Annotated in this window: 26 protein-coding genes; 7 read left to right on the top strand and 19 right to left on the bottom strand. The window is 62.5% G+C overall.

Annotated elements, in window-relative coordinates; genetic code table 11:
- Position 1: 1 nt before the first annotated feature.
- Complete coding sequence (locus tag AB4Z20_RS08380; RefSeq protein ID WP_253475871.1) at positions 2 to 1,303, top strand: ATP-binding protein; 1,302 nt, start codon at positions 2 to 4, stop codon at positions 1,301 to 1,303.
- A gap of 83 nt (positions 1,304 to 1,386) precedes the next feature.
- Here AB4Z20_RS08380 and AB4Z20_RS08375 read toward each other — a convergent pair whose 3' ends face one another.
- Positions 1,387 to 2,028, bottom strand: coding sequence for a DUF1345 domain-containing protein (locus AB4Z20_RS08375; RefSeq protein WP_253475868.1), 642 nt, complete (start codon positions 2,026 to 2,028; stop codon positions 1,387 to 1,389).
- A 41-nt stretch (positions 2,029 to 2,069) separates the two neighbouring features.
- Entirely contained in the window at positions 2,070 to 2,723 is a 654-nt protein-coding gene (pncA, locus tag AB4Z20_RS08370; protein WP_320388864.1) for a bifunctional nicotinamidase/pyrazinamidase, read from the bottom strand.
- 430 nt (positions 2,724 to 3,153) lie between these two features.
- Between pncA and AB4Z20_RS08365 the strand changes: the two genes are divergently transcribed.
- Entirely contained in the window at positions 3,154 to 5,232 is a 2,079-nt protein-coding gene (locus AB4Z20_RS08365) for a putative bifunctional diguanylate cyclase/phosphodiesterase (protein WP_442089697.1), read from the top strand.
- A gap of 6 nt (positions 5,233 to 5,238) precedes the next feature.
- Here AB4Z20_RS08365 and AB4Z20_RS08360 read toward each other — a convergent pair whose 3' ends face one another.
- The gene (locus AB4Z20_RS08360; RefSeq protein WP_442089696.1) at positions 5,239 to 6,342 is read right to left on the bottom strand and encodes a DNA alkylation repair protein; all 1,104 of its coding nucleotides are present in this window, start codon (positions 6,340 to 6,342) and stop codon (positions 5,239 to 5,241) included.
- Between the two features lie 287 nt (positions 6,343 to 6,629).
- Between AB4Z20_RS08360 and AB4Z20_RS08355 the strand changes: the two genes are divergently transcribed.
- Entirely contained in the window at positions 6,630 to 6,938 is a 309-nt protein-coding gene (locus AB4Z20_RS08355) for an RcnB family protein (RefSeq protein WP_442089695.1), read from the top strand.
- Here the strand turns inward: AB4Z20_RS08355 and AB4Z20_RS08350 are convergent.
- Entirely contained in the window at positions 6,935 to 7,258 is a 324-nt protein-coding gene (locus AB4Z20_RS08350; RefSeq protein ID WP_214512001.1) for a protealysin inhibitor emfourin, read from the bottom strand. The genes AB4Z20_RS08355 and AB4Z20_RS08350 overlap by 4 nt on opposite strands.
- Positions 7,258 to 8,319, bottom strand: coding sequence for a M4 family metallopeptidase (locus AB4Z20_RS08345; protein ID WP_442089694.1), 1,062 nt, complete (start codon positions 8,317 to 8,319; stop codon positions 7,258 to 7,260). The genes AB4Z20_RS08350 and AB4Z20_RS08345 overlap by 1 nt, the downstream gene beginning before the upstream one ends.
- A gap of 146 nt (positions 8,320 to 8,465) precedes the next feature.
- Between AB4Z20_RS08345 and AB4Z20_RS08340 the strand changes: the two genes are divergently transcribed.
- Positions 8,466 to 8,807, top strand: a complete 342-nt coding sequence (locus AB4Z20_RS08340; protein WP_442089693.1) for an FKBP-type peptidyl-prolyl cis-trans isomerase — start codon at positions 8,466 to 8,468, stop codon at positions 8,805 to 8,807.
- 12 nt (positions 8,808 to 8,819) lie between these two features.
- Here the strand turns inward: AB4Z20_RS08340 and AB4Z20_RS08335 are convergent, their stop codons facing one another.
- Positions 8,820 to 9,956, bottom strand: coding sequence for a cytochrome P450 (locus tag AB4Z20_RS08335; RefSeq protein WP_442089692.1), 1,137 nt, complete (start codon positions 9,954 to 9,956; stop codon positions 8,820 to 8,822).
- Positions 9,957 to 10,038: 82 nt separating this feature from the next.
- On the opposite strand from AB4Z20_RS08335, the gene AB4Z20_RS08330 reads away from it, so the two are divergent.
- Positions 10,039 to 10,794 carry an ArsR/SmtB family transcription factor gene (locus tag AB4Z20_RS08330; RefSeq protein WP_442089691.1) on the top strand — a complete coding sequence of 252 codons (756 nt, stop codon included), beginning with the start codon at positions 10,039 to 10,041 and terminating at the stop codon, positions 10,792 to 10,794.
- 209 nt (positions 10,795 to 11,003) lie between these two features.
- Here AB4Z20_RS08330 and AB4Z20_RS08325 read toward each other — a convergent pair whose 3' ends face one another.
- On the bottom strand, positions 11,004 to 11,798 hold the full coding sequence (locus tag AB4Z20_RS08325; RefSeq protein WP_014337838.1) for an AraC family transcriptional regulator: 795 nt from the start codon (positions 11,796 to 11,798) through the stop codon (positions 11,004 to 11,006).
- Between the two features lie 109 nt (positions 11,799 to 11,907).
- Here AB4Z20_RS08325 and AB4Z20_RS08320 point away from each other — a divergent pair, with 109 nt between their 5' ends.
- Positions 11,908 to 12,837 (top strand): DMT family transporter, encoded by a 930-nt coding sequence (locus tag AB4Z20_RS08320; RefSeq protein WP_442089690.1) that lies wholly within the window; start codon positions 11,908 to 11,910, stop codon positions 12,835 to 12,837.
- A 155-nt stretch (positions 12,838 to 12,992) separates the two neighbouring features.
- On the opposite strand, the gene AB4Z20_RS08315 is transcribed toward AB4Z20_RS08320, so the two are convergent.
- The 5 genes from AB4Z20_RS08315 to AB4Z20_RS08295 form a co-directional block, all read right to left on the bottom strand.
- Positions 12,993 to 14,012, bottom strand: coding sequence for a branched-chain amino acid aminotransferase (locus tag AB4Z20_RS08315; RefSeq protein WP_014337840.1), 1,020 nt, complete (start codon positions 14,010 to 14,012; stop codon positions 12,993 to 12,995).
- Between the two features lie 223 nt (positions 14,013 to 14,235).
- Positions 14,236 to 15,618: a dihydrolipoyl dehydrogenase gene (gene lpdA / locus AB4Z20_RS08310; RefSeq protein ID WP_442089688.1), complete on the bottom strand. Its 1,383-nt coding sequence runs from the start codon at positions 15,616 to 15,618 to the stop codon at positions 14,236 to 14,238.
- 18 nt (positions 15,619 to 15,636) lie between these two features.
- Complete coding sequence (locus AB4Z20_RS08305) at positions 15,637 to 16,908, bottom strand: dihydrolipoamide acetyltransferase family protein (RefSeq protein WP_442089687.1); 1,272 nt, start codon at positions 16,906 to 16,908, stop codon at positions 15,637 to 15,639.
- Complete coding sequence (locus AB4Z20_RS08300) at positions 16,909 to 17,967, bottom strand: alpha-ketoacid dehydrogenase subunit beta (RefSeq protein WP_024619271.1); 1,059 nt, start codon at positions 17,965 to 17,967, stop codon at positions 16,909 to 16,911. It lies immediately after the preceding gene.
- A 1-nt stretch (position 17,968) separates the two neighbouring features.
- The gene (locus tag AB4Z20_RS08295) at positions 17,969 to 19,204 is read right to left on the bottom strand and encodes a 3-methyl-2-oxobutanoate dehydrogenase (2-methylpropanoyl-transferring) subunit alpha (RefSeq protein ID WP_212800058.1); all 1,236 of its coding nucleotides are present in this window, start codon (positions 19,202 to 19,204) and stop codon (positions 17,969 to 17,971) included.
- Between the two features lie 194 nt (positions 19,205 to 19,398).
- On the opposite strand from AB4Z20_RS08295, the gene bkdR reads away from it, so the two are divergent.
- Positions 19,399 to 19,887, top strand: coding sequence for a Bkd operon transcriptional regulator BkdR (bkdR, locus tag AB4Z20_RS08290; RefSeq protein WP_003202929.1), 489 nt, complete (start codon positions 19,399 to 19,401; stop codon positions 19,885 to 19,887).
- Positions 19,888 to 20,113: 226 nt separating this feature from the next.
- On the opposite strand, the gene AB4Z20_RS08285 is transcribed toward bkdR, so the two are convergent.
- From AB4Z20_RS08285 to AB4Z20_RS08255, 7 genes are all read right to left on the bottom strand, one after another.
- Complete coding sequence (locus AB4Z20_RS08285) at positions 20,114 to 20,983, bottom strand: aldose 1-epimerase (RefSeq protein WP_442089686.1); 870 nt, start codon at positions 20,981 to 20,983, stop codon at positions 20,114 to 20,116.
- Between the two features lie 229 nt (positions 20,984 to 21,212).
- Positions 21,213 to 22,493 (bottom strand): TRAP transporter large permease, encoded by a 1,281-nt coding sequence (locus AB4Z20_RS08280; protein ID WP_253475839.1) that lies wholly within the window; start codon positions 22,491 to 22,493, stop codon positions 21,213 to 21,215.
- Positions 22,493 to 23,020: a TRAP transporter small permease gene (locus AB4Z20_RS08275; RefSeq protein WP_442089685.1), complete on the bottom strand. Its 528-nt coding sequence runs from the start codon at positions 23,018 to 23,020 to the stop codon at positions 22,493 to 22,495. The genes AB4Z20_RS08280 and AB4Z20_RS08275 overlap by 1 nt, the downstream gene beginning before the upstream one ends.
- 75 nt (positions 23,021 to 23,095) lie before the next feature.
- Positions 23,096 to 24,064 (bottom strand): TRAP transporter substrate-binding protein, encoded by a 969-nt coding sequence (locus AB4Z20_RS08270; RefSeq protein ID WP_214512647.1) that lies wholly within the window; start codon positions 24,062 to 24,064, stop codon positions 23,096 to 23,098.
- Between the two features lie 59 nt (positions 24,065 to 24,123).
- Positions 24,124 to 25,029: an SMP-30/gluconolactonase/LRE family protein gene (locus tag AB4Z20_RS08265; RefSeq protein ID WP_442089684.1), complete on the bottom strand. Its 906-nt coding sequence runs from the start codon at positions 25,027 to 25,029 to the stop codon at positions 24,124 to 24,126.
- Positions 25,030 to 25,071: 42 nt separating this feature from the next.
- Entirely contained in the window at positions 25,072 to 25,893 is an 822-nt protein-coding gene (locus tag AB4Z20_RS08260) for an NAD-dependent epimerase/dehydratase family protein (RefSeq protein ID WP_442089683.1), read from the bottom strand.
- 172 nt (positions 25,894 to 26,065) lie between these two features.
- On the bottom strand, positions 26,066 to 26,311 hold a 246-nt coding region (locus tag AB4Z20_RS08255), incomplete at its 5' end, for an OprD family outer membrane porin (protein WP_442089682.1).

Below are 26,311 nucleotides of genomic sequence, written 5' to 3'. Positions count from 1 at the left end.
GATGTGGAAGCTGCTGATTCGCCTTTACCTGGTCACCATCGTTTCCTACAGCGCGGCGATCTACCTGATGCCGGAACTGGTTATCCGCCTGTTCCAAGACCGTTTCATGACCTACAACCTCGATTATTCCCGTGGCCTGCAAACCTTGATGGTCAAGCAGTTCCGCGCCGTGCCCAGCGAGCAGTGGCCGGCGCTGGCGGCGCAGATGGACAAGGAGTTCGAGCCGCTGCGCATCGAGCTGGCGGCGGTCGATGACGGCGGCTTCAGTGCCGATGAGCAGGCGCGTCTCAAGCGCGGCGAGAACGTGGTGCGTATCGGTGACTGGGCCTGGCGCACCTTGGCGGCGGCGCCGCTGGACGGGCGCACAGCGGTGAAGATGGTCGTGCCGCCGGACCCGGCCGACGTCAGTTGGTTGTACTGGAGCATCAACGTGTTGATCGGCGCGACCATGCTGGCCTGCCTGCTGCTCTGGTTGCGGCCGCACTGGCGCGACCTGGAACGCCTCAGGCGTACCGCCGAACGTTTCGGCAAAGGTCATCTGGGTGAGCGTACGCACATTGCCTCCAGTTCGAACATCGGCAGCCTGGCCCACGTGTTCGACACGATGGCGGGGGACATCGAGAACTTGCTCAACCAACAGCGCGACCTGCTCAACGCCGTGTCCCACGAACTGCGCACGCCCCTGACGCGGCTCGACTTCGGCTTGGCCCTGGCGCTTTCCGATGAGCTGCCGGCGGCCAGTCGCGAGCGCTTGCAAGGGTTGGTGGCGCACATTCGTGAGCTGGATGAGTTGGTGCTGGAACTGCTGTCCTATAGCCGTTTGCAGAACCCGCAACGCCTGCCCGAACGGGTCGAAGTGGCATTGGACGAGTTCATCGACAGCATCCTGGGTAGCGTCGACGAAGACCTGGCGGCGCCAGACGTGGTGATCGACGTGCTGCTGCATGGGGCGCTGGAGCGTTTCGTACTGGACCCACGCCTGACCGCACGGGCCTTGCAGAACCTGCTGCGCAATGCCATGCGTTATTGCGAAAAACGCATCCAGGTGGGCGTGCTGGTCAGTGATCAAGGCTGTGAGATCTGGGTCGACGACGATGGTATCGGCATTCCCGACAGCGAACGCGAGCGCGTGTTCGAGCCGTTCTACCGTTTGGATCGCAGCCGCGACCGCGCCACCGGCGGTTTCGGCCTCGGCCTGGCCATCAGCCGCCGGGCCCTGGAAGCTCAGGGCGGCACATTGACCGTCGAGGCCTCGCCGCTGGGTGGGGCGCGCTTCAGGCTGTGGCTGCCAACACCATCCTGAGGTTGCCACTCTCTATTGCTTGACGCTGACCCTGTGGCGAGGGAGCTTGCTCCCGCTGGGCCGCGAAGCGGCCCCAATGCTTTTCACCCAAACAACCCCGCCGCAATATTGATCGAAAACCCCAGGATCGCCGTGTTGAACACAAACCCGATCAACGATTGCGCCAGGACGATCTTGCGCAGTTGCCGCGTGGCGACGCCCACGTCCGCGGTTTGCACCGCCACGCCGATGGTGAAGGAGAAATACAGGAAGTCCCAATAGTTGGGCGTGGTCAGCCCTTCGGCAAACCGCAACGCCGGCTCCTTGCCTTCCCAGGTGTAATACAACCGCGCATAGTGCACGCTGAAGATCACCCCGATCAGCAACCAGGAACCGATCACGGTCATTGCTGTGAAACCGTAATGCAGCAGCTTGCCGGCGGCGTCCAGGTCGCGGCTGCCGGCCAGTTCGAAGGTGATGGTTGCCAGGCTGGCCAATGCCGCGATGCAGACCACCAGCAGGACCAGCCCGGCATTTTCATCTTCGATTTCGGCGATGCGCCGGACGTCGGGCGCCTTGGCCCGCACGGTCAGCCAGGACATCAGCACCAGGTAGGTCCAGACGCCGACATTCCAGCCGATCAGGATCTTGCTGATGATCGAGTCCACGGGAGCCAGGATACCCACCGCCAGGCCAAGGACCGTGGCGCTGGACAGACGCGGGTGGGTGCGGGCGAGGAAGGGCATGGAGACTCACTGTCCAGAGGGGAGGCGGCTAGTATGAGCGATCAAGCGAAGGGGCGACCATCTATCGCGCTGGACTCGATCAATTGCACGCCCGCTTCCTGCATCCGTCGGATTGCCGCCTCCATCGAGCCGTCGATATCGATGCCCCGGCAGGCATCCAGTATCACCACCGCATTGAACCCCGCCAACCGGGCATCCAGCGCCGAGAACATCACGCAGAAATCCAGGGCCAGCCCCACCAGGTACACGGTGTCGATGCCGCGTTCCTTGAGATAGCCGGTCAAGCCGGTAGGGGTCAGGTGATCCGCTTCCATGAAGGCTGAATAGCTGTCGATGTCCGGGTTGCAGCCCTTGCGGATGATCAGCTTGGCATGGGCGAGGTCGAGTGCCGGGTGCAGCGCGGCGCCGTTGCTGCCCTGTATGCAGTGGTCGGGCCAGAGTTTCTGCTCGCCGTAGGGCAATTGGACGATGTCGAACGGTTGCTTGCCCGGATGGCTGGACGCAAACGAGGCGTGCCCGGCCGGGTGCCAGTCCTGGGCAAGGACGACGTGCCTGAATGAATGGCCGAGTTGGTTGATCAGCGGCACGATCTCATCGCCGCCTGGCACGGCCAGTTGGCCGCCGGGGATGAAGTCGTTCTGTACATCGATTACTACCAGCGCGGTGGTCAAAGCCCGGTTGGCGGGAACGCCCATGAATGAATCCTCCTTGAAGTGATTCTTCGATAGTAGCTGAACCGCTTGGGCCAGGTGCGTAGACTGACGCACCGCTATCGCGAGCAAGCTCGCTCCCACAGGGGGCTCAGGGGTCATGGGTTTTGCATTCACCGCAAGTCCATTGTGGGAGCGAGCCTGCTCGCGATGGCTGCGGCACATTCAACATTGATGCAAGCTGACACACCGCTATCGCGAGCAAGCTCGCTCCCACAATGGAACTACAGTGAACACAGGATTGATGGTTTACAAAAAATATTCTCCCTGCTGGGGATAATGTCTTTCGTCGAAAACATTCCAGCTTTGATGGCTTTTTGACATTTGCTTCGTGCGTCCCTGTCACGATTAAGTACAATCGCCGGCCTTCAACCGGGCATGGAAGCAGTCCGGTCTCCAGTTACGAGAAAAAACCATGCTCATCGGCAGTTATTCCCCCGCCCTTGTTTCGATTTCCTTGTTTGTTGCTGTGCTGGCTTCCTATACCGCCCTGGACCTGGCCGGGCGGATCGCGACCGCCCAGGGGCGCGCCGCGCATTTGTGGATGACCGGGGGGGCGCTGGCGATGGGGGTGGGCATCTGGTCCATGCACTTCATCGGCATGCTCGCGTTCAGCTTGCCGGTGGAGCTTGGCTACGACGTATCCATCACCGCGCTGTCGCTGCTGGTCGCGATTCTTTCCAGCGGTTTTGCCCTGTGGCTGGTCAGCCAGCCACGATTGCCAGCGTGGCAACTGGCGTTCGGCGCGCTGATCATGGGCGCCGGGATCAGCACCATGCATTACACGGGCATGGCCGCACTGCGAATGCAGCCAGGCATCGACTATGAGCCGACACTGTTCGGGGCTTCGTTGGTGATTGCGGTCGGCGCTTCAGCGGCGGCGTTGTGGATTGCCTTTCGCCTGCGCCAGAACACTCCCCACGTGCGTCTGGCTCGTGCAGGCGCTGCGGTGATCATGGGTATCGCCATCGTCGGCATGCACTACACCGGCATGGCCGGGGCGCGGTTCAGCGACGGCAGCTTTTGTGGCTCCCTGGACGGCTTGAGCGGCAAGGGCCTGGACAATCTGGTGTTGATCACCACCCTGGCGGTGCTGGCCATCGCCTTGCTGACGTCGATTCTCGATGCGCGCCTGGAAGCCCGTACTGCGGAGTTGGCCCAATCGCTGACCCTGGCCAACCGGGAACTGACCCAGTTGGCCCTGCACGACCCCCTCACCGGACTGCCCAACCGCGTATTGCTGGCTGATCGTATCGACCAGGCCATTCACCGGGTGCAAGGGCAGGGCGGCTGCTTCGCCCTGATGTTCATCGACCTGGATGGTTTCAAGCCGGTCAACGACGCCTTTGGTCACCACATGGGCGATTTGTTGCTGCGGGACGTGGCCCTGCGCCTGCGTGAAGACCTGCGCAGCCAGGACACCCTGGCGCGGATCGGCGGTGATGAGTTCGTGCTGTTGGTGCAACTGACTGAACCGGACGATGCCTTGCAACTGGCGGCACGTCAGGTCGGCTTGATCGCACGTACGTTCCGGGTGGCTGAGCATGACTTGCAGATCTCTGCCAGCGTCGGCATCGCGGTTTACCCTGGCAACGGCCAGAGCGCCGACGAACTGTTGATGAACGCCGACGCGGCGATGTACCACGCCAAGGGCGCCGGCAAGAACGGCTACAGCTTTTTCGACGCGTCGATGAACAGCAACGCCCGCAAGCAATTGCAGTTGCTGCAAGACTTGCGCATCGCCGTCGAACAGCGGCAATTCAGCCTGTACTACCAGCCCAAGTTCGATGCCGCCAACGGCCGGCCGGTCGGCGCCGAGGCCTTGTTGCGCTGGAACCATCCGACCCTGGGCCTGTTGATGCCCGACACCTTCATCGACCTGGCGGAAAAGACCGGGTTGATCATCCCCATCGGCGAATGGGTGTTGAACGAAGCCTGTCGGCAGATGCGCGAATGGTACGTGCTCGGTTATACCGATTGGCGCATTGCGGTGAACCTGTCGGCGTTGCAGTTCTGCCATACCGGTTTGGTGCAGAGCGTGGCCAAGGCCTTGGAAACGCATCAGCTGCCGGCCAACAGCCTGACCTTGGAAATCACCGAGACCACCGCCATGAGCGATGCGGACGCGAGCATGACGGTGCTGCAACAGCTCTCGGACATGGGCGTGGACCTGTCCATCGACGACTTTGGCACCGGCTATTCGAGCCTGATGTACCTCAAGCGGCTGCCGGCCAACGAGCTGAAGATCGATCGCGGCTTCGTGCGTGACCTGGAGCACGACAGCGATGACGCGGCGATCGTCTCGGCCATCGTCGCCCTCGGCCAGGCCCTGGGCCTGCGGATCGTCGCCGAAGGCGTGGAGACCGATATGCAACAAGACTTCCTGACCCAGTTGGGCTGCGATTCGCTGCAGGGCTATCTGCTGGGGCATCCACTGCCGGCTGAGCGGTTCATCCACGACATTCGCCAGGCGCAACGGATAGCGGCGGGCTGAGCCACTTCAAGGCACGATATCGAACGCCGTGCTGCCCAGCCGCTCGCCGTTGACCAGCAGGTGCACGGCATGCCGGCCCGCGTAATGTTTGCGGGTGGTCAACTCGCGAATGTGCTGGGAGCGGCTGAGGTTGACGCAACCCTGGGCAGGCAGGTCGAAGGTCTTGAGCTTGAAGACTTTGGCCGAGGTGCCGCCCGAGGCTTTCACGTAGTCGATGGCATAGTCGATCACCAGGCGTTGGCTCTGTTCCAGGGTTGATTGCACCGTGAAGGACAGCGTGACCTGTTCCCCCAGGCGAATCACCGCAGGCGTCACCTGCAAATCCAGTACCTGGACCTGTGCCTTGCCGCCGACCCCGATGACGCCCAGCGCCCTGGGGTTGCCTTGTTTGATCAGGCTGCGCAGCGCATGCCGGGCGATCCACGCCGTGTGGCGGTCTTGCAGCGGCCAGCCTTCGATCTGGTCCAGCACCCAGTCGGGATGCTGCTTGGTGACGTCGTTGAGATGGTTGGCCACCGATTTGCGCACATAAAGGCTGTCGTCGGCCTTGAGCGTGTCGAGGATCGCGGCGGCGAGGTCAGGATTGGCCTGGATCGGCTCCAGGTGAAACGACCACGGCAAGCGTGGCCGGCTGCCTTCGCTGGCCAGGCGGCGTACGTGCTCGTTGGCGTCCAGCGCCCAGTCGTGCATGACCTTGAGGGTGCGTTCCAGGTCATCGCGCAGGAAGTGCCGCACGGCGAACTCCGACGAGCCGAACCGGGTGAAATACTTGAGCGCGTCCAACGACACGTCGAAGCGATGCCGGCCATAGGACGCCACGTAGTGTGGCAGGAACATGCTGACGAACATGCTGTTCAGGCGCGGGGCCAGGGCGCGCAGCACCTCCAGTGAAGCTTCATAACCGAGGGGCAGCACCGCATGCAGGCACTCACTGACCCGGGCCATGCGCTGCATCACCGACAACTCGGCCAGCCCGTCGTTGGCCATGTGCAAAAACGCCGGGGCATCGAACGCTGGGTAAACCGCGCGCATTTCGCCAGCGATGTGCTCCAGGCGGGCGTTGTTGAAAATTTCCTTGAGGGCAGGGGATGACGGGGTAGAGGTGGTCATGGCGAGATCCGTAGTCCAGAGGTTGTCACTATGCCATGCACAACCTGTGGCGAGGGAGCTTGCTCCCGCTCGGCTCTGTAGGAGCTGTCGAGTGCAACGAGGCTGCGATCTTTCCCCAGGCACTTGAGTCTCAAGCGAAAGATCAAAAGATCAAAAGATCGCAGGCTTCGCCAGCTCCTACAGGGTTCAGCGGGAGCAAGCAGGGGGTACAGTTTCCAGAAATTAAGGAATGATTCGCCGCCCGCGAAGTCCCAGATTCAGTCCCTCGAATAACTGGAGTTTTTTCTATGCGCAAACCATCCCTGATCGCCAGCCTGTTCCTGATCGCCGGCCTTGGAGCCCTTGGACCTGTTGCGCAAGCGGTCGAGAAAAGCGGGGAGGCCCTGGAGCATTCGCCAAGCAATGGCCGCAGGCTGGTGGCGAACGACCGGGTACCGGCGGACTACCAGCGCGCGGACCGGGCCATGAAAGACTGGAAACAGAAGAAACTCGAGCAACCGACAAACGAGCAGCAATGGGTGCAGATCGACGACAAGTACCTGCTGGTCGAAACCGTGTCCGGCGCCATCGTCAAGATCGTGCCGGCCACACGTTAGAGCACTTCGCCTTTGTCCCACAGGTGAACCAGCTCGCCGGGTGCCTGGTCCTCAGGCACCTGTAGCACCATCTCATCGTCCTGGTCGTCGGTGCGGTAGCGCACCTCGATCTGGAAAAATCGCTGGTCGCCGCGCCCGGGCGTGGAGGACGTCAGTGGCAGGCAACCCTCCAGGACCGAACAGATGCGCGTGCGCTGGTCGAGGTCGCACTGGGCGAATTCGATTTCCCGTGGTCGGGTCAGCGCATGGATGGCGGCCACGCCACCCTGGCGCGACAGCCGTATCACCGCCTTGTCGTCGAGGTCTGGAAGGGTTTTCATCAGCTCTCCTGTGTCAGGTCGACGCCGACCTGGGCCCAGCCGTTCTGCACCGCTTGCACTTCCCGCGTGCCGAAGCGCTGGCGGGCATGCTCGACGGTCAGGCGGGCGAAGGCGCTGAAGGACGCGTCATTGGCCAATCTTCGGTCGCACAAGGTTTCATACCAGATCCGGCCGGCCTTTTCCCAGGCAAATCCGCCCAGCGTGGTCGCCACCAGATAAAAGGCCCGGTTGGGAATGCCGGAGTTGATGTGCACGCCGCCGTTGTCTTCACGGGTAATGACGAATTCGCGCATGTGCGAAGGTTGCGGGTCCTTGCCCAGCAACGGGTCATCGTAGGCGCTGCCGGGGTTGGACATGCTGCGCAGGCCGTCGCCGTTGATCTTGTCGGTGAGCAGGTCGGCGCCGATCAGCCAGTCGGCCTGGTCGGCGGTCTGTTCGAGCACGAACTGCTTGACCAGCACACCGAACACATCGGAGATGGACTCGTTCAGCGCACCGGATTGGTTGGCGTAGATCAAGCCGGCCTCGCTTTCGGTGACGCCATGGGCCAGCTCGTGGGCCACCACGTCCAGGGAGCGGGTGAAGCGCTGGAAGATTTCGCCATCGCCGTCGCCGAACACCATTTGCGCGCCGTTCCAGAAGGCGTTTTCATAGCCCTGGCCATAATGCACGCTGCCCACCAGGGCGAAGCCTTTGTTGTCGATGGAGTCGCGCCCCAGGACCTTCCAGAAAAAATCATAGGTGGCGCCGAGGGCGTCGTAGGCTTCGTCCACGGCTGGGTCGCCACTGGCCCGCTGGCCTTCCAGGCGAACCGGCTGGCCGGGCAGTTCCATGCTGTTCTGGGCGTCATGCACGCTGCGTTGCGGCTGTCCGGCCGTGCCGGGCTTGGGCCGGTTCGCGGCGGCGGGAAGGTTGCCGGGTGGGCCGGGGTTGTGCCGCAGGCTGCGCACGTGGGTCAAGGTGCCGAGGGCGCTGGAGCGTTGCTGTTCGGAGCCGTGGGCGATGATGCGATTGAGGATGTATGGCGGAATGAAACTGTGGAGCGGACGAGAGTCGAACATCAGAAAATCCTTATCTGAAATGCAGGGACGATACCCATGTGAACCGAAGAGGCCGTCGCGGTTCCCTGCCGCATGGCATACAACGTTTGCCATGCGCCCGGATTTCTGCGAAAACCCCGCGCCTGGATCACACGAGGGATACCGCCATGAATGAAGAGCTGCAAATCATCGACCTGGAACAGGGCGACGGCAAAAGCGTAGTCAAAGGTGCGCTGATCACCACCCAATACCGCGGCACCCTCGAAGACGGCACCGAATTCGATTCGTCCTACAGTCGCGGCAAACCCTTCCAATGCGTGATCGGCACCGGTCGCGTCATCAAGGGCTGGGATCTGGGCCTGATGGGCATGCAAGTCGGTGGCAAGCGCAAGTTGTGGGTGCCGGCCCACCTGGCCTACGGTGAGCGGTCCACGGGCGCCCACATCAAGCCCAACGCCAACCTCATCTTCGAAATCGAGTTGCTGGAAGTCCTGACGCGAGACGATTGATGGCTGGGCGGGTCATGACCTGCCGGCACAGGACCGCTCGCTGAACAGCGGGATGCGGCCGTTGACGGAGGGGCGATAGCACCAGGTCAACTGATCCAGTGGCGGTTCGCGCTCCAGAATCGCCGTCAGCGTGGCGCGGGCGATGTCCATGGCCAGGGTTTGGCCTGGGCATTCATGGCGCCCGCTGCCGAAGCTGAAACTGCGGCGGTTCGGGCGATCGAGCAGCAGGGTGTCTGGTCGGGGGTTGAGTTGCGGATCGCGGTTGGCTGAGGCCAGCAGCACCAGGACCACCTCCCCGGGGTTCAGCGCAGTGCCGAGGATTTCGCAGGGCGCGGCGATGAAGCGGCGAGTGTTTTGTACCGGCGGGTCGAAACGTTGGACTTCGGCCAGCAATGAGTCGACCTGTGTGGGGGCCTCCCGCAGTGTCCGGCGCAACGCTGGATCGCCGATCAGCGCCAGCAACGCGTTGCCAATCAGACCCGCGGTGGCTTCATAGGTTTGCGAGAGCAGCCCGATCAGGTTGGCGATTTTACTGTCCGGATCAGCGTCTTCGAAGCCTGGGTCAATGCCCAGCAGCAAAGGGTTGTCCTGCGCCTCTATCCGCTCCTGGAATAAACCGGTCAGTTGCTCGCTGGCCTGGTGCGCCGCGTTCAGTTGCGGTGCTTGGCTCAGGGGCGACAGGCCGGCGACGAAGTCTGCGGTCAATTCGCTGACCCGGTGACAGTCCGTCGGGCTGAAACCCAGCAATGCCGCGACCACGCTGGCCGGCCCGATGAATTGGGCCTGGTGCAGGCCTTCGGCGCCCTCTTGGAGAAGGCGGGCCCTGACCAGTGCCTCGACCTGCCGGGGATCGATGTCCTGCAACCGCGGCGCAATCGCGGCCCTCGGGCAACGCTGCCGTTCCCCTTCGTTCATGCGCATCAGGTGGCCGAACACCCGTCCGGCCGGCCCTTCGGCGATGACCTTTGGTACGGGCTCGTGAGCCGGGCGCACATGGCAATCGGGATGGTGCAGCACCGCGCACACGGCCTCGGCGCTGCTGGCGATCCACAGGTTCAGTTCGGGATCGAAGGCCAGTCCGCCGGCAGCGCGCAGGGCGGCGTAAAAAGGGTAAGGGTCGGAATGTGTCGCGGCGGTGATCGGGTCCATGAAGCGCGGCCTTGTTCGTGATGGAGAAAGTGTTGCTACTATCTCCAGTCGATGCATGGCTTGATTCGTCGGGGAGCGAAATATGAACGCAGAGCACCATGACCTGGGCGTGTCCCAAGTGGCGGCGGCCATTGCCGAACCGGCGCGCACCCGGATGCTGTGCGCGTTGATGGACGGCCATGCCCGCACCAGCACCGAATTGGCGAGCATCGCCGAGGTCAGCGCCTCGACCGCCAGCGCCCATCTGGCGAAACTCAAGCAAATGGCCTTGGTGCGCTTGCATGTCCAGGGCCGTCATCGTTATTACAGCCTGGCCGACCCGCGCGTCGCCCAGGCACTGGAGGCACTGATGGTGATCGGCCAGAGCGCCGCACCAACCTTCACCCCGCGCACACCGGATCGCCTGCAATTTGCTCGCACCTGTTACGACCACATGGCCGGCACTCTGGCGGTGCGCCTGCATGACCGGATGATCGAGGCTGGATGGCTGATAGAGGTGCAAGGCGATGGCTATCGGCTGAGTGAGTCCGGCGAGGCGGTGTTCGAGGGCTTGGGCATCGATGTCCAGCACCTTGCCACGCAACGCCGCCGATTCGCCTGCCCCTGCCTGGACTGGAGCATGCGCCGCCCGCACCTGGGCGGCGCCTTGGGCGCGGCGTTGCTGCAAGTGGCGATCAAGCGCAAATGGGTGATCCAGGACCTGGACAGCCGGGCGCTGGGGGTGACGGCCAGTGGTCGTCGGGAGATGGCGGGGCGGTTTGGCGTGAGTGCCGAAATCGATGTCAAACCCACAGCCGTCATCGCGAGCAAGCTCGCTCCCACAGTGGATTTGCGGTGAACACATGATTGATGTCCACCGACAGACCCTGTGGGAGCGAGCTTGCTCGCGAAGGGGCCTTCACATCCAACATCCATGCAAGCTGACCCACCGCCTTCGCGAGCAGGCTCGCTCCCACAATGGGCCCTGCGTTGAACACGAGATTGATGAATACCACGATCACCTGTGGGAGCGAGCCTGCTCGCGATGACGATTCCAGCATCGCCTCATCATCCAGCCATATGCCTGCGCCGATACTCATCCGGCGTGGTGCCCATCATTTTGCGGAACATGCTGATGAACGCCGAGGCGCTGCTGTAGCCCAGGTCCAGGCCGATGGTTTCCACGCTCTGGCCACGTTCGAGCAGGGCCAGGGCCTCGATGACTTTCAGGCGCTGGCGCCATTCCACCAATGACATGCCCAGGTCCCGCTGGGCCCGGCGCATCAGCGTGCGCTCGGTGGTGTTGGCAGCGCGGGCCAGTTGTGGCAAGGAACGCGGGTCGCTGGGGTTCGCCTCCAAGGCTCGCAGCACGGGGCCCAGCAGTGGATCATCCGAGGAGGGCAGGTAGCTGCCGACATGGGGCGCCTGCGCCAGCTTGTCCACCAACACCTGCAGCAAACGTTGCTGCTCGGGCGTCTGCGGTTGGCTCGGTGGATCGCTGCGCAACTCTTCCAGCAGGGCGCGGATCAGCGGGCTCAAGGTCAGCGCGCAGGGTACGGCCGGCAACGCGTCGCACAGTTCGGCGGCCAGGTACAACGAACAATGGCAGGCCTCATGCCGATTGAAGCCAACGTGTTCCATGTCCGGCGGCAGCCAGATGCCGTACTGCGGTGGCGCCAGGTAATGGTGCTGGGCGATCTCGATTTCCATCACCCCACTGTAGGAGTAGACGAACTCACCCCAGGCATGCCGGTGCCGGGGGTAAGTGGCATGGGCCGGCATGCAGGCGCTGCGAAAGAAAATCGGCGAGGGCAGGGCCGCTTCGAACGGAGGAATCTTCAGATGTTGGGCTGGAGGCTGCATATCGACCGCAATGGCGGATTACCGGGATGGCTTGTCGGGTAATCACTATATCCAGCAAAGGTGTCAGGCAGACAATCCTTTCATCTCTTTCTGCCCAAGGACCGTTCCCATGACCACCCGCCGTGCCCTGGATGGCCAGGTCTGCGCCCTGATGACCGGCCTCTGTGCCATTTGGGGTTTCCAGCAAGTCGCGATCAAGGCCGGCGCCGCCGATATGGCGCCGATGCTGCAACTGGGCGTGCGCTCGGCCATCGCTGCGGTACTGGTCTGGTTGTTGGTGCTGGTGCGCGGTGAACGCCTGTCCCTGGCCGATGGCAGTTGGCGCCCGGGCATGCTGGTGGGGTTGTTGTTTGCCTTGGAGTTCGTGATGGTGGGCGAAGGCCTGCGGCATACGACGGCATCGCACATGGTGATTTTCCTCTATACCGCACCAATGTTCGCCGCCCTCGGCTTGCACTGGAAACTGCCGAGCGAACGCCTCAAGCCGGCGCAATGGCTGGGCATCGCCGTTGCCTTTGGCGGGATCGTGGTGGCTTTCAGCGGGGGCTCGGGCGCGGCGAACGGCAGTTCGTTGCTCGGTGACGGCATGGGCTTGCTGGCGGGTGCGCTGTGGGGCGCAACCACGGTGACGGTACGCTGTTCGCGGTTGACGAATCTGCCGGCCAGCCAGACGCTGCTTTACCAATTGGTTGGCGCCGGGGTGCTGCTGATCGGAATGTCGATAGCGCTGGGGCAAACGACGATCAACCCTACGCCACAACTCATCGCCAGCATGACGTTCCAGGTGTTGCTGGTGTCCTTCGCCAGCTTCCTGATCTGGTTCTCCCTGCTGCGCCACTACCTCGCTTCGCAACTGGGGGTGTTGTCGTTCATGACGCCGCTGTTTGGCATCGGTTTTGGCGTCTGGTTGCTGGATGAGCCGCTGGAGCCGAACTTCATCGTTGGCGCGGTTCTGGTGCTGGGCGGGATCTTGCTGGTCAGCGGTTACGGATGGTTTCGCCAGCGTTGGGGGCGATGGCCGGTTTTGCGTCGGGGGTAGTGGGGACAGATCCATGTGACGAGGGAGCTTGCTCCCGCTGGGGTCTGTAGGAGCTGGCGAAGCCTGCGATCTTTTGATCTTTCGCTTGAGACTCAAGTGTCTGGGGAAAGATCGCAGCCTCGTTGCACTCGACAGCTCCTACACAGGGGTTTGGATCAAACCTTGACGATCCAACCCGCTGGCGCTTCCACGTCACCGGTCTGCACGCCGGTCAGCTCTTTGTAGAGCTTCTGGGTGATCGGGCCGACTTCGGTTTCGCTGTGGAACACGTGCAGCTTGTCCTTGTAGCTGATGCCGCCAATCGGGGTGATCACCGCAGCGGTACCGCAGGCGCCGGCTTCCTTGAAGTCCGACAGTTTGTCGATGAACACGTCGCCTTCGATCACTTCCAGGCCCAGGCGCGATTTGGCCAGTTCGATCAGCGACAGGCGAGTAATGCCCGGCAGGACCGAAGGGGATTTCGGGGTGACGAATTTGTTGTCGTGGGTGATGCCGAAGAAGTTGGCCGAGCCGACTTCCTCGATTTTCGAGTGGGTCATCGGATCCAGGTAGATGCAGTCGGCGAAACTGGCTTTTTTGGCCTGGGAACCGGGCATCAGGCTGGCGGCGTAGTTGCCACCGACCTTGGCCGCGCCGGTGCCTTGTGGGGCGGCGCGGTCGAAGCTGGAGATCAGGAAGTTGTGCGGGGTCAGGCCGCCCTTGAAGTAGGCGCCGACCGGGATGCAGAAAATCGAGAAGATGAACTCGGGTGCGGTGCGCACGCCGATGTTGTCACCCACGCCGATCACGAACGGGCGCAGGTACAGCGCGCCGCCGGTGCCGTAAGGCGGGATGAAGCGCTCATTGGCGCGGACCACTTGCTTGCAGGCCTCGACGAACTGCTCGGTGTCGACGTGCGGCATCAGCAGGCGGGCGCAGCTGCGCTGCATGCGGGCGGCGTTCTGGTCCGGGCGGAACAGGTTGATGGAGCCGTCCTTGCAGCGATAGGCCTTCAGGCCTTCGAAGCACTGCTGACCGTAGTGCAGGGCGGTGGAGCCCTCGCTGATATGCAGCACGTTGTCTTCGGTCAGGGTGCCCGCGTCCCAGGCACCATCGCGCCAGTGCGACAGGTAGCGCTTGTCGGTCTTGATGTAGTCAAAGCCCAGTTTGTCCCAATTGATGCTCTCGTTACCCATGACACCCTCTATTTCTTGACAACCGTCGAAACGGTTCAAGGCTTCTGACGTTTTTTGGATGGGAACAACAATACTTCATTCCGGGGCTGTTTCGCAGCCTCACTCGATGATTGTTCCCACGCTCCGCGTGGGAATACTTCAACGGACGCTCCGCGTTCGGCTTTGGGACGCGGAGCGTCCCTGGCTGCATTTCCACGCGGAGCGTGGGAACGATCCTGATGCGTTACAGATGCAACGCATGCCCCAACGCCCGCAACGCCGCTTCCTGCACGGCCTCGCCCAGCGTCGGGTGGGCGTGGATGGTGCCAGCGATGTCCTCCAGGCGCGCGCCCATTTCCAGGGATTGGCCGAACGCGGTGGACAGTTCCGACACGCCCACGCCAACCGCTTGCCAGCCAACGATCAGGTGATTGTCCCGGCGCGCCACGACCCGGACGAAACCGCTTTTCGATTCCAGGGTCATGGCCCGACCGTTGGCGGCGAACGGGAAGCTCGACACCATGCAATCGAGCCCGGCCGCCTTGGCTTCGTCCGGCGTCTTGCCGACCACCACCAGTTCCGGGTCGGTGAAGCACACCGCGGCGATGGCCGTTGGGTTGAACTCGCGATGCTGGCCGGCGATCAGCTCGGCGACCATTTCACCCTGGGCCATGGCCCGGTGGGCGAGCATCGGTTCACCGCTCAGGTCGCCGATGGCCCAGACGTTGCGCATGCTGGTCTGGCAACGGCTGTCGATTTTCAGCGCCGAACCGTTCATCGCCAAGCCCAGCGCTTCGAGGTTCCAGCCCTGGGTGTTGGGTTTGCGCCCAACGGCCACCAGCACCCGGTCGGTGTCCAGGTTCAGCGTCTCGCCATTGGGATCACGCACTTGCAAGGTGCTGGCCTGGGCATCGAAACCTTCGACGCTGTGCTTGAGGTAAAGCTTCACGCCCAACTGCTTGAGCGCCTCGTGCACAGGCTGGGTCAGCTCGCCGTCATAGGCTGGCAGGATCCGTTCCTGGGCCTCGACCACGCTGACCTCGGCGCCGAGCTTGCGGTAGGCAATGCCCAGTTCCAGGCCGATGTAGCCACCGCCGACCACCACCAGGTGCTTGGGCACCGAGGTGGGGGCGAGGGCTTCGGTGGAAGAAATGATTGGCCCGCCAATCGGTAGCATCGGCAGGTCGACGCTTTTCGAACCAGTGGCGAGCAGCAGGTGTTCGCACTGGATGCGGGTGTCACCGACCTCGACCGTCTTGCCATCGATCACCTTGGCCCAGCCGTGAATGACCTGGACCTTGTGCTTTTTCAACAGCGCCGCGACGCCGGTGGTCAGGCGATCGACGATGCCGTCCTTCCATTCCACGCTCTTGCCGATGTCCAGGCTCGGCGCCGCCACCGTGATGCCCAAGGCCGAACCCTGGCTGTGGTGCCGGGTCTGGTGGAGCTGCTCGGCCACATGGATCAACGCCTTGGACGGGATACAACCGATATTCAGGCAGGTCCCGCCCAACGCCTGGCCTTCCACCAGGATGGTCGAGATGCCCAGTTGCCCGGCGCGGATCGCCGCCACATAACCGCCGGGGCCGCCGCCGATAATCAGCAGCGTCGTGTTCAAAGTTTGCATCGCCTGCTCCATTGATGATTAGTCCACAAACAAGGTGGCGGGTTGTTCGAGCAGGCCACGCAGGGCCTGGATGAATTGCGCCGCGTCCATGCCGTCGACCACCCGGTGATCGAAGGAGCTGGAGAGGTTCATCATTTTGCGGATCACGATCTGGCCCTTGATCACCACGGGCCGCTCGACGATTTTGTTCACGCCGACAATCGCCACTTCCGGCAGGTTCAGCACCGGCGTGCTGACGATGCCGCCGAGCGCACCGAGGCTGGTCAGGGTGATGGTCGAACCGGACAGCTCATCGCGACTGGCCTTGCCCGTGCGGGCCGCCGTGGCCAGGCGGGAGATTTCCGTCGCGCTGTCCCACAGGCTACGGGCTTCGGCGTGACGCACCACCGGCACCATCAGGCCAACATCGCTCTGGGTGGCGACGCCCACATGCACCGCACCTGAGCGGTGAATGACCTGGGCTTCGTCGTCGTAGCGGGCGTTCATCTGCGGGAAATCGCGCAGGGCCACGACCAACGCGCGGACCAGGAACGGCAGCAAGGTCAGCTTGCCGCGACTGGCGCCGTGTTTTTCATTCAAGTGAACCCGTAGCTCTTCCAGGGCGGTGACGTCGATTTCCTCGACGTAGCTGAAATGAGCGGCGCGCTGGGTCGCTTCCTGCATGCGCTGGGCGATCTTGCGACGCATGCCGATCACCGGGATCTGCTGCTCGTCGTGGCGCTCGGCATAACCCGAACCGCCCTTGGCCTGGGTCGACGGACCTTGGGCCAGATAAGCCTCGAGGTCTTCGTGCAGGACCCGCCCGGCGGGGCCGCTGCCTTGGACCAGGCGCAATTGAATGCCCAGGTCCAGCGCGTGTTTGCGCACGGCCGGCGACGCCAGGGGACGCTCGTCGGGGTCGCGGGCCACAGGCGCTTGCGGGGCGCAGCGGGGCGCGGCGGTTTTTTCCAGCACCGGTTCAGGTGTCGCCACGAGTGCCGGCTTCGGTGCTTGCGCAGCCGGCGCTGGCGTTGGCGCTTGTTGGGCCGATTCTTTCAGGTTACCCGCACCTTCGACTTCAATGCGGATCAGTTCGCTGCCCACCGCCATGACTTCGCCGGGCTCGCCACCCAGGGCGATGACCCGGCCATGCACCGGAGAGGGGATATCCACCATGGCCTTGTCGGTCATGACATCGGCCAGCACCTGGTCTTCGACCACCATGTCGCCAACCTTGACGTGCCACACCGACAGTTCAACTTCCGCGATGCCTTCGCCGATGTCCGGCATCTTGATAACGTGCGTGCCCATTCAGACCTCCATGACCCGTTTCAACGCCGCGCCCACACGGGACGGCCCTGGGAAATACGCCCACTCCTGCGCGTGCGGGTAGGGGGTGTCCCAACCGGTGACACGCTCGATGGGCGCTTCCAGGTGGTGGAAGCAGTGTTCTTGCACCAACGCCACCAGTTCGGCGCCGAAACCGCAGGTGCGGGTGGCTTCGTGAACCACCACACAGCGGCCGGTTTTCTTCACGGATTTGACGATGGTCTCAAGGTCCAGCGGCCACAGGCTGCGCAGGTCGATGACTTCGGCGTCGATACCGCTCTCTTCGGCAGCCACTTGGGAGACGTAGACCGTGGTGCCGTAGGTGAGAACAGTCACGTCCTTGCCCGGACGGGTAATGGCGGCGACGTCCAGCGGCACCGTGTAGTAGCCGTCCGGCACTTGCGCCGAGGGGTGTTTCGACCACGGTGTTACCGGGCGGTCGTGGTGGCCGTCGAACGGGCCGTTATACAGGCGCTTGGGCTCGAGGAAGATCACCGGGTCATCGTTTTCGATGGAGGCGATCAGCAGGCCCTTGGCGTCGTAGGGGTTGGACGGCATGACGGTGCGCAGGCCGCAGACCTGGGTGAACATCGCCTCGATGCTCTGGCTGTGGGTCTGGCCGCCATAGATGCCGCCGCCGCAGGGCATGCGCAGGGTCATCGGCGCGGTGAACTCGCCGGCCGAGCGATAGCGCAGGCGTGCTGCTTCGGAGATGATCTGGTCCGAGGCCGGGTAGACGTAGTCGGCGAACTGGATCTCGGCCACCGGGCGCAGGCCGTAGGCGCCCATGCCCACCGCCACGCCGACGATGCCGCTTTCGGAAATCGGTGCGTCGAACACTCGCGAGGTGCCGTACTTGTTCTGCAGGCCTTCGGTGCAGCGGAACACGCCACCGAAGTAACCCACGTCCTGGCCGAACACCACGACGTTGTCGTCGCGTTCGAGCATCACGTCCATGGCCGAGCGCAGGGCCTGGATCATGGTCATGGTGGTAGTGGTCATGGCGGTGTCCAACGCAATATTGTTGTTGTGATCGTTCATGTCAGATCCCCAACTGCTGACGCTGGCGCTTCAAGTGCTCCGGCATCTCTTTGTAGACGTCTTCGAACATGGTCGCGGCGCTTGGAATCTGCCCACCGGCGAGGGTGCCGTACTGCTCGGCTTCCTTCTGCGCGGCGATCACCTCGGCTTCGAGTTCGGCGGTGACGGCGGCATGCTCCTCTTCGGACCACTGGCCGATCTTCACCATGTGCTGCTTGAGGCGCGCAATCGGATCGCCCAGCGGGAAGTGGCTCCAGTCGTCGGCGGGGCGGTACTTCGAAGGGTCGTCCGAGGTGGAGTGCGGGCCGGCGCGGTAGGTGACCCATTCGATCAGCGCCGGGCCGAGGTTGCGGCGGGCGCGTTCGGCGGCCCAGCGCGAGGCGGCGTAGACCGCCATGAAATCGTTGCCATCCACGCGCAGGGAGGCAATGCCGCAACCGACGCCGCGTCCGGCGAAGGTCGTGGCTTCACCGCCGGCAATGGCCTGGAAGGTGGAGATCGCCCACTGGTTGTTGACCACGTTGAGGATCACCGGTGCCCGGTAGACGTGGGCGAAGGTGAGGGCGGTGTGGAAGTCCGATTCGGCGGTGGCGCCGTCACCGATCCAGGCCGAGGCGATCTTGGTATCGCCCTTGATCGCCGAGGCCATGCCCCAGCCCACGCCTTGGACGAACTGCGTGGCGAGGTTGCCGGAAATGGTGAAGAAACCCGCGTCCTTGACCGAGTACATGATCGGCAACTGCCGGCCCTTGAGCGGATCGCGCTCGTTGGACAGCAGTTGGCAGATCAGGTCCACCAGCGGCACCTCGCGGGCCATCAGGATGCTTTGCTGGCGGTAGGTGGGGAAGCACATGTCGTCGATGTTCAACGCCAGGGCCTGGGCGCTGCCGATGGCTTCTTCGCCAAGGCTTTGCATGTAGAACGACATCTTTTTCTGCCGCTGGGCGACCACCATGCGGTTGTCGTAGATGCGCGTCTTGAGCATGGCACGCATGCCCTTGCGCAGGATCTCGACGGGAATGTCCGCAGCCCAGTCGCCCAAGGCATTGCCCTGGTCGTCGAGTACGCGGATCAGGCTGCGAGCCAGGTCGGCGGTGTCGGCGGGTTCGACGTCGATGGGTGGTTTGCGCACCGTGCCGGCATCGGACAGATGCAGGTAGGAAAAGTCGGTCTTGCAGCCGGGACGGCCCGAGGGTTCGGGAACGTGCAGGCGTAGCGGTTCATACGCTGGGTTCATGGCTTTCTACGCTCGATCTTGTGAATTTCTTGTAGTGGGCGCGCTAGCTGACGAATTTCCCTGGGTAGGTGGGAAATTGTCCTACAACAATCATAGGCTCGACGAAGAAGAATATTTTTCTCTGTTAGCTTGCTGTTCAGATCATTTGCAGATAAAAAATCTGCACAACGATAAAAAGCAGGGTTATTTGTCTCATGCGTAAATTGGATCGCACCGACATCGGCATTCTGAACAGCCTTCAGGAAAACGCCCGCATCACCAACGCCGATCTGGCCCGTTCGGTCAATCTGTCGCCGACGCCGTGCTTCAACCGCGTCCGGGCCATGGAGGAATTGGGGGTGATCCGCGAGCAGGTCACGCTGCTGGACGCCGACCTGCTGGGGTTGCACGTCAACGTTTTCATCCATGTCAGCCTGGAGAAGCAGGTGGAAGAGGCGCTGCAGCACTTCGAGGAGGCAATCTCCGACCGACCGGAGGTGATGGAGTGCTACCTGATGGCCGGCGATCCGGATTACCTGATCCGCGTGCTGGTGCCGACCATCCAGTCGCTGGAGCGGTTCATGATGGACTTCTTGACCAAGGTCCCGGGCGTGGCGAACATCCGCTCCAGCTTTGCCCTCAAGCAAGTGCGCTACAAGACCGCACTGCCGTTGCCGGCCAATGGGTTGACCCTGGGCACCTGACCCCCTGCTCGCGAAGGCGTCGGCACTTCAACATTGATGCCAGCAGACCCACCGTTATCGCGAGCAAGCTTTGCTCCCACAGTGGACCTGCGTTTGGCCGCGGATTTATTGGCAATCCAAAAACTCTGTGGGAGCAAAGCTTGCTCGCGATGCAGGCGCCTCGGTTTCCCAGGAGACCGCGTCCACTTCATCGCGGGCAAGCCTTGCTCCCACAGGGAAGTGGGCCTTAGAGCAACCGACACTGCATCGAAAACCCCAGCGCCACCGACTGCCCTTGCTCCAGCAAACGCAACCCCGGTCGCCCCGGCAGGTGATGGGCGTTGACCGGATGGCTGACCGGTTCGATGCAGAAGAAATCCAGGCCCACGGGGCAGTACAGCAGGAAGTACTCGCTGCCGCTGGCTCGGCATTCCAGCTCATAACCCAGGTCCGGTTGCTGGATCAGACAGTGCCCGTCCCAACCGCCGAAGCCGTTGTCGACCAGTGTGTCTGGCAGTAACCGGGCGTGCTGGAAATCCCACTCTGCGGGGATGTCCCTCAGTTCCGTTGGCAGTTTCGAGGCATCGCACAGCCAGGCTTCGCTGGCGCGGGTTTGCAGGCGAGTACTGGCGGTGCGCGGAAAATACGGGTGCAACCCCAGCCCGTGCCAGGCGGCCTGTTCGGCCATGTGAGTGACGTGCATGGCGATTTGCAACTGACCGCCGCTCAAGCGGATCCGCAGGCTGGCGCAATAGGCGAACGGGTGTTGGCTGTCGAGTTGCAACAAGGCTTCCTGGGTACTCTGCTCGACCACTTGCCACGGTTGTTGCCAGGCGCTGCCATGGATCGGGAACGGATCGTTGGGGCTGTTGGCCTCCAGGGCCAGCCAGCCGCCGGGGCAGTCGAAACCGCCCTGGGCGATCCGGTTCGACCACGGGATCAACGGGAAGCAGCCGAGTTTGCCCGGCAGGCCGTTTTCCACGGCTTGCGCAGCAGGCGGGCGCAACAAGGGCGCACCGCTGCCGCGCAGGGTCCAATCGACGAGGCTGGCGCCCAGGTGCGGGGCGAGGGTGAGGCGGGTGAGTTCGTCTTCGAGATGGAGAAGAGGCTGCGTCATGGTGGTCGCGTCTATCGAGTGGGGAAAAGCTTTTGTGGCGAGGGAGCTTGCTCCCGCTCGGCTGTACTGTAGGAGCTGTCGAGCGAAGCGAGGCTGCGATCTTTTGATCTTTCACTTGAGATTCAAGTGGCTGGGGAAAGATCGCAGCCTCGTTGCACTCGACAGCTCCTACCGCAGTCCAGCGGGAGCAAGCTCCCTCGCCACAAGGAGGCTTGCGCGCTTTTTGGGGTTACAACACCAAGTGCGGCAACCACAGCGAAATGGCGGGAACATAAGTCACGAGCAGCAGCACCACGAACAGCATGGCGTAGAACGGCAGCAGCGCCTTGACGGTGCTTTCGATGCTGACCTTGCCGATGGCGGAACCGACGAACAACACCGCGCCCACCGGTGGCGTGATCAACCCGATACCCAGGTTCACCAGCATGATCATGCCGAACTGCACCGGGTCCACGCCGATGCCGACGATCACCGGCATCAGGATCGGCGTCAGGATCAGGATCAGCGGCGCCATGTCCATCACGGTGCCCAACAGCAGCAACATCACGTTGATGCACATCAGGATCACGTAGCGGTTGTCCGACAGCGTCAGGAACGCGGTGGTGATCTTCGCCGGGATCTCCATCAGCGTCATGATGTAGCCGAAGCTAGCGGCGAAGCCGATCAGGATCATCACGATGGAGATGGTGCGTACCGTACGGTGCATCAGTTTCGGCAACTCGCTCCACTTGTAGTCCCGATAGATGCACATGGTCACGAAGAACGCCCACACCACGGCAATGGCGGCCGATTCGGTGGCGGTGAAAACACCCGAGAGAATGCCGCCAAGGATGATGAACAAGGTCATCATGCCCCACATGGCTTCCCGGCAGATCTTCAGCGCTTGCTTGAGCGGAATCACTTCGCCCTTGGGGTAATTGCGTTTTTTCGCGAAGACCAGGCACAGCGCCATCAGGCAGAGGTTCATCATGATGCCGGGGACGATGCCGGCCATGAACAGCGAACCGATGGAGACGGTGCCGCCAGCGGCGAGCGAATACAGCACCGCGTTGTGGCTTGGCGGGGTCAGCAGCGCTTGCACCGAACCACTGACGGTGACGGCCGTGGCGTAATCACGCGGATAGCCTTGGCGCGTCATTTCCGGGATCAGCACCGAGCCGACCGAGGCCGTATCGGCCACCGAGGAACCGGAGATCGCGCCAAAGAAACTCGAAGCCACCAGGTTGACCAAGGACAGGCCACCGCGCACGAAGCCTACCAGCACGCTGGCGAAGGCCACCAGTCGACGGGACATGCCGCCTTCGGCCATGATCGCACCGGCCAGGACGAAGAACGGAATGGCCAGCAACGAGAACTTGTTCACCCCGCCCGTGACCTGGATCATCATGGCCTGGAACGGAATATCGATCCACCACGCCCCGATCAGGGCGGCAGCGCCCAGCGCGTAGGCGACCGGCATGCCGATCAGGATCAACAACAAAAAACTGCCCAGCAGAATCAGCGCGTCCATTAAGCGGCACCTTCGTTTTCTTCGACCAGGTCGAACTGCACGACCCGGCGCTGGCTTTGATCACCCAGCAAGAGTTTTTCCAGGACAAAAATCAGGGTCAGGAAACCACCGACCGGGATCGGCATGTAGGTGATGCCGACGCGCAGGGTGGGGATGGCGCTCATGAATTGATTCCAGGTGGTCATGCACAGCTTGGTGCCCCAGATGGTCATGAAGATGCACACCGCCGCCATCAAGAGCTGGGTGACGACCGAAGCCAAGGTTTGCCAGTGCCGGGGCATGCGGCTGGTGACCATGTCCACGGCCATGTGCGAGCCGGAGCGGTAGCTGGCAGCGGCACCGATGAAGGTGAACACGATCATCAGCAGGATGGCGGTGGGCTCGGGCCAGCTGGAGCCTGAGCCCAGCACGTAGCGGGCAAATACACCCCAGGGAATCATCAGGGCAACTGCCAGGACAGATAGGCCGGCCACCCAGATGCACGTCATGTAGATTTTATCGTTGATACGCAGCAGCAAATTCTTCATCGGGTTCCACCGTAACCGGGCGTGCCTTGGGCAGCAGGCGCGCCGGGCCTTTTCATGAGTACAGAACGAGAGGTCTTATTGAACGGCTTCGATACGCTTGATCAGGTCGGCATAGGGCGCGCCGTACTTGGCCCGCACGGGGGCGGTGGCGTCGTAGAAGGGTTTCTTGTCGACAGTGATGAATTCCACACCCGCGGCCTTGAGTTTTTCTTCACTGGCGGTGGACTTCTTGTCCCACAGCTCGCGCTCTTCGGCCTGGGCAGCCTTGGCGGCTTTCTTGACCATGTCCTGTTGCGCCGGGGTCAGTTTTTCCCAAGTGATTTTCGACATCACGATCGGCTCTGGCAGGATCAGGTGACCGGTCAGGCTGTAGTACTTGGCGTTCTGGTAGTGGTTGTGTTCGAGCAGGGTCGGTGGGTTGTTTTCCGCGCCGTCGATCACGCCGGTCTGCAAGGCACTGAAGATTTCGCCGGTGTCCATGGCGATGCCGTTGGCGCCCATGGCATTCATCATCTCGATGAACATCGGGTTGCCTTGGACGCGGATTTTCATGCCCTTCAGATCTTCGAGCTTGCGCACTGGTTTCTTGGTGTAGAGGTTGCGCGTACCGCCGTCCATCCAGGCCAGGGCGACCAGGCCGAATTCCGAGTTGGTGATCCGGTCGAGGATCGCATCGCCGACGTCACCGTCGATGACCGCGCGCATGTGAGCCTGGTCGCGGAAGATGAACGGCATGTTGAAGACGTTCACATCCGGTACGACAGGACCGACGATACCCAGGCTGACCCGGGACATCTGGATCGCGCCGGCTTGCATCTGCTCGATCACTTCTTTTTCGGAGCCCAGTACGCCACCCGGGAAATACTTGAACTTCAGTTCGCCGTTGCTCTCTTTTTCCAGGGTCTTACCCATGGATTCCTCGGCGACCACGGTTGGGTAGCCCTTGGGGTGGATGTCGGCGATCTTGATGTCGAGGGCTTGCGCCGCCTGGGCCAGGAAGGCCAGGGGGAGGGCTGCGATCAGAAGCGTACGTTTGAAATTCATGGTCAATCTCCAGTCTTGTTGTTTTTTTTATGGCTCATCCAGTGAAGCGGTGAAACAGATCAGTTCGCGGAGTGCTCCCGTCCTCCGAAAGCAGCTTCAGCCAGGCCCTTGACGCCGGGGTTGAGGGCGAACACGCCACCGGCCAGGGACTGCGGGTCGTTGTTGTCACCGGGGCGGATCGAGGTGACGAAGAGGGTGTCCAGGCGACTGCCGCCAAAGGCGCACATGGTCGGTTTCTTCACGGGCACTTGCAGTGAACGGTCGAGGCGTCCGTCCGGGGTGAAACGGTGAATCAGCCCGGCATCGTTGGCGCAAATCCAATAGCAACCGTCGGCATCCACCGCGGCGCCATCCGGGCGACCGGCCAACGGCATCATGTCGACGAACAGCCGTCGGTTGGACGGTGTGCCGCTGTCGGTGTCGTAGTCGAAAGCCCAGATCTGCTGCACCAGCGGGTGTGAATCGGAGAGGTACATCGTGCGTCCGTCCGGGCTGAAGCCCAGGCCGTTGGGCACGATGAAACCGCTCAGTTGCGCCGCGACCGGGCTGCGCTGGCCTGCCTCGTAGCGATACATCCGGCCTACGTCTGCGTTGGCACCCATGTTCAGCACCATGCTGCCGGCCCAGAAGCGACCCTGGCGGTCACAACGGCCATCGTTGAGGCGCATGTCGGTGCGGCTATGTTCGACACTTGCGCACAGTTCGCTGTCCAGGCTGCCGTCATCATTGGGGTGCAGGCGAAAGAAACCGCTTTCCATGCCCGCGACCCAGCCACCGTCCTGGTGACGGGCAATGCAGGCGAGCATTTCGGGGGCTTCCCAGCCCTGGATTTTGCCGCTGCTGGCATTCCAGCGTTGCAGGCCACCGTTGGGAATGTTCACCCAATACAGGGCGTTTTCCTCGGGAACCCATACCGGGCTTTCCCCGACGGCGTTACGTGCGTCGACAATCAATTCGGCTTGCATGGTGATTCCTTTGTCCGTGCGTATCCCATGAAAAACAGCGAATCAGTCGTCGAATGGGCCAGCCGCCACAAAGGCGCCACCCTGGTAAATCATGGCCGGGTCATCGGCGGCCGGCATCGGCTGCGCTTCGACCTTGGCGCGGAAGATTTCCGAGGTGTCCTTGGGCTGATAGCCAAGGTGTGCGGCCTGGCTGTTGTCCCACCAGACGTCGCGGTTGGCGGACACGCCGTAGACCACGGTGTGACCGACCTTTGGCGTGTAGAGCGAGCATTCGATCAGTTGGGTGAGGTCGTCGAAGCTCAGCCAGGTGCTCATCATCCGGCGGTTCTGCGGTTCGGGGAACGACGAGCCGATGCGGATGCTCACGGTCTCGATGCCGTAGCGATCGAAGTAGAAACTGGCGACGTCTTCGCCGTAGGACTTGGACAGGCCGTAGTAGCCATCCGGGCGGCGAGGGGAGAGGGCGTCGAGGGCCTCGTCCTGCTTGTAGAAACCGATGACGTGGTTGGAACTGGCGAAGATCACCCGCTTGACGCCGTGTTTGCGGGCGGCTTCATAGATGTGGAAGACGCCGCTGATGTTGGCGCCGAGGATTTCTTCGAATGGACGCTCCACCGAGACACCGCCGAAGTGCAGGATGGCGTCGACGCCTTCGACCAGTTGATGCACGGCCTGCTTGTCCGACAGGTCGCACGGCACCACTTCTTCGCTTTCGTCGATGGCCGGGGCCATGTTGGCGATGTCCGACAGGCGAATCTGGCGAGCGAAAGGCTTGAGGCGCTCGCGCAAGACTTTGCCAAGGCCGCCGGCGGCACCGGTCAATAGGAGGCGATTGAGGGGGTGGCGAATCTGTGTCGTGGTCATGGCGTTACCTGAGCAAACTATGAGAGGTACAGTTGTTATAAGTTGTCGTACGACCGAGAAGAATATCCTTATCCTTCCGTTACCTTGTCAACGTTTGATCGACGAACCGCTCTAAACCGGCGTCCCTGCCGCAGGTTGCCATGGGATGCGCTCATGGCAATGGAGCCTGGTGTTACAGAAGCGAAAGCGGGTAGTTGATGAAAATGCGGTTCTCGTCGAATTCGTTGGTGCTGTAGTCCCGACGAATCGATGCGTTACGCCATTTCACGTTGAGGCTCTTCAGCGCGCCGCTTTGCACGGTGTAGGCCAGCTCGGTTTCGCGGCCCCACTCCTTGCCGTCGTCAACAGTGGCGGTGTGCACGTTGTCACCGCTGATGTAGCGGTTCATCAGGGTCAGGCCCGGCACGCCGACGGCGGC

The organism is Pseudomonas sp. KB_12, assembly GCF_052114545.1.
GTDB classification, from domain to species: Bacteria; Pseudomonadota; Gammaproteobacteria; order Pseudomonadales; family Pseudomonadaceae; genus Aquipseudomonas; species Aquipseudomonas brassicacearum.
The sequence above is the reverse complement of the archived record's forward strand: the minus strand, read 5'-3'. Positions and strand labels throughout refer to the sequence as shown.